The sequence below is a fragment of the Haloferax profundi genome, assembly GCF_001469865.1.
Classification (GTDB): Archaea; Halobacteriota; Halobacteria; order Halobacteriales; family Haloferacaceae; genus Haloferax; species Haloferax profundi.
Genome location: NZ_LOPV01000362.1, coordinates 1 through 3,563, shown reverse-complemented (window position 1 = coordinate 3,563; position 3,563 = coordinate 1). Strand labels below are relative to the sequence as shown.

The window sequence follows — 3,563 nt, the reverse complement described above, 5'->3', positions numbered from 1 at the left end:
GTATAGAATAATCACGGGGGCACTGTCTAGATAAGGAACGAGCAGGTCGAAGAGTTAGTGATCTATGCTACTCTCAAACCTGCTCAAAGAGAGTTTAGACACTGCTACGCTTGAATGTTGGCAGCGCGAGCGGACGGCGACGCCCGCCAGGGCGTTCGCCGTCCGGCTCCATGCTGCCGGTCTTTCGCTCAGAGAGACAGAAGCGATTATTCGGTTACTCGGCGTAGAACGCTCGTTTCAAGCAGTTTTCCAGTGGGTACATTGGCTGTCTGACAGCGTCTCAGACCCGCCGAAGGCGACGCCGAGGCGGGTCGCAGTCGACGAGACTGCTGTCAAAATCAACGGCGAGTGGTCTTGGTTGTACGCTGCAATAGTTCTCGACACAAAAGTGATTCTTGACGTTGCACTGTTCAAGCGTCATGGAACCGATCCGGCGGCTGCGTTTCTCCACGGAGTCTGTGAGAAACACGACTGTTCAGAGACGGTGTTTCTCGCTGATGCCTTCGGATATCGGACTGCCTTCTCTCGATTAGGGTTGAACGGTCGGGTTGACTACACAGACCGAAACCTGATTGAAAAATGGTTTCATACATTCAAAATGAGAGTTGACCGTTTCCACAATTCATGGGTGGGCAGTCGGCTGAGCGTCCGCCAATGACTTGCAGTGTTCGTTCATTACTATAATTTTCAGCGACCGCATCAGTCACTCGACGGAAGAACGCCAGCTCAGGAGGTTAACTAGACAGTGCCTGCTTAAATTGATCTTACAACAACTGAAAGATATTTCATTACAAAGTATAACCCACACGGATGAAAAGCCATTGAGTATTTTCAGATATTGAATAGATATAAGATACAATTATATTCTATACTATTAAATAATTAATCAAATTTATAATTGCAACAATAGAATGTTTGGGTTTTAGAATAAATAAGATAAAAATATAAATAGTGAGCTTTTCTCCCCGGTAATGATTAGAAATGTAAATAAAAGTGTCTGTGATCTCACCTCACAGGATTAAAATAAATATTTTAAGATAAGATATATTAGAACTAATTTAAAATGATAGCTTGGAAGTATCCCAATATCGAGTTCTGGTAAATTGTTTCTCTATGATACTTATCATGCTTAGGTCAACAAGAGATAAAATTGGCATAGTAATTATTAATTGATTCCTGTGACAGTCTGACCGTATCAACTCCGGCCCGTAGGCCAATTCATCTATATCCCATGTTGACAAATACCAAAACTTATACTCCAACGAAGTTACGTCTCATTTACGAAATCCGAGATTCAGGCTAGGAATCTCCAAGGAGGCTATTAGATAATGAGCAAACCAACAGTGATCACCGACCGAGATACCTATCTCTCACTCGCAACACGTTGTGTGTCAGATGTACGTATACCGATTGAGGTACGCATCTCCGTCGAAGATCCTTTCAAAGCATATCGTAGAGCCCGGAGCAGTGATTCACATGGGTTCTATCTCGAGACGACTGGTGGCCAATCAGGGTGGGGTTATTTTGGTGTGGATCCTACAGACCAGATCGAAGTGAGACCAGACGCAACGACCGGTGAGTCTGGCACACCCTCGATCGATACGATCGACAATCTGGTTAATAGTGAGCAGTTGATTCGCGGAAACTGCTCAGTCCCGTACCCATGTGGTGGATTTGGGTGGCTCTCTTACGACATCGCACGGGAGTTAGAACAGATTCCGGAGAGTACCATCGATGACCGAAGTCTCCCAAACCTACAACTTGGTGTCTTCGAACGAATCGCAGCTTGGCGTGAGCCCAAAAGCGGAGACACCATGCTACATATCACTGCATGTCCCAAGGTTAGTGAAGACCCACAAGAGTCCTACATCGTTGGGAAGAACAATGCACTTGAACTCGCAGATGATGTGGTTGACGAAACGTCGTCTACCGATGTAGATTCGCCTAAGTGCGCATACGCGACGTTCGAAAGTGAGTGTGGACAGTCAGGTTTCAAGCACCGCGTGCAGCGGGTAAAAGAGTTCATCCACGATGGAGATACATTCCAAGCAAACATTTCACACCGCTTGTCGGCTCCCGCAGCAGTTCACCCAGTCGATGCGTTCGAAGCAGTTCGTCGAGTGAATCCAGCACCATACTCGGGTCTGTTAGAGTTTCCCGGTATCGACCTTGTGAGCGCCAGTCCGGAACTGTTACTCGAAATTAATGACGGCAAACTGCTTACTGAACCAATCGCCGGGACTCGACCTCGAGGAGCGACAATTGAAGAGGATAAAAAACTCGAGAGTGAATTACTATCCAATGAGAAAGAACGGGCTGAGCATGCGATGCTCGTTGACCTTGAGCGAAATGACCTAGGGAAAGTAAGTGAGTACGGGACGGTCGATGTGACCGAATACCGCCGAGTAGACCGATATTCTGAGGTCATGCACCTGGTCTCGCTCGTGAGAGGACAATTAAAGGAATCTGCAACGATTGGTGATGCGGTCGCTGCGGCTTTTCCTGGTGGAACCATCACAGGTGCCCCAAAACCCCGAACGATGGAAATCATCGATCAGATGGAATCTACACGACGCGGGCCATATACAGGGAGTATTGGAATATTTGGATTCGATGATCGTGCGACACTCAACATAATTATCAGAACGCTAGTTAGAGTTGGCAATCAATACCAACTCCGTGTAGGTGCAGGGATCGTACATGATTCTGCTCCTGAAGACGAATATACCGAAACGCTGGCAAAAGCGCAGGCACTGGTTACTGCTGTCGACGAAGCACTCGGAGAGAAAGCGAAATTCGACGTGGAAACAGAGGTCTTGGAGGAGGCCAAATGATACTCATCATCGACAATTACGACTCATTTGTATACAACCTGGTTCAATACGTCGGTGAGTTTGATGATGTATCGGTTGTAAGGAACGATGAAGCGTCGATTGAAGATATTGAGTGCCTCAACCCAGACGGCATCATCGTTTCTCCGGGTCCGGGAACACCCCAAGATGCGGGCATATCAGTTCCGATTTTTTCAGAGGCATCCTACCCCACTCTCGGAGTTTGCCTCGGCCACCAAGCGCTGTGTGCAGCACATGGGGCAACAGTCAAGCACGCACCGTCAGTGGTTCATGGCAAACAATCAGACGTGTACCACGAAGGGGAGAAACTGTACGATGGGCTTTCGAACCCATTCGAAGCCGGCCGTTATCACTCATTGGTAGTCGATTATGAGACTCTCCCAGATGAGATAGTTGAGACTGCCTACATTGATGATGGCGACACGCGGGTGAGCATGGGAGTTCGACATCGACACAAACCTCATATGGGCGTACAGTTCCATCCAGAGAGTATTCTAACCGACACAGGGAAACGAATCATCGAAAATTTTGTAAAAATTGTGGTGAGTTAACAGTTCAATACGAGTTCTAATCTTGACGTTGATTCGGAGAGATTTCCCCGTGTTCTGTATAGAAAACGTACGTTCCGGTGAATTGATTCCTCAGTGGGACCCACAGATATAAGATACGTGACCGTGACTGTTTTTTTCAAGCGAGGTTGGTGAGCAGTCT

At 47.2% G+C, this 3,563-nt stretch carries 2 protein-coding genes and 1 pseudogene; all 3 read left to right on the top strand.

Annotated features, from left to right (window positions below; all coding sequences use genetic code 11):
- Window positions 1–64: 64 nt before the first annotated feature.
- The 3 genes and pseudogenes from AUR66_RS13150 (at window position 65) to AUR66_RS13140 (ending at window position 3,403) form a co-directional block, all read left to right on the top strand.
- Window positions 65–742 (top strand): annotated as a pseudogene (locus tag AUR66_RS13150) (IS6 family transposase).
- Window positions 743–1,328: 586 nt separating this feature from the next.
- Window positions 1,329–2,834, top strand: coding sequence for an aminodeoxychorismate synthase, component I (gene pabB / locus AUR66_RS13145; RefSeq protein ID WP_058572779.1), 1,506 nt, complete (start codon window positions 1,329–1,331; stop codon window positions 2,832–2,834).
- Window positions 2,831–3,403, top strand: coding sequence for an anthranilate synthase component II (locus tag AUR66_RS13140; RefSeq protein ID WP_058572778.1), 573 nt, complete (start codon window positions 2,831–2,833; stop codon window positions 3,401–3,403). Before pabB ends, AUR66_RS13140 begins: the two co-directional genes overlap by 4 nt.
- Window positions 3,404–3,563: the final 160 nt, after the last annotated feature.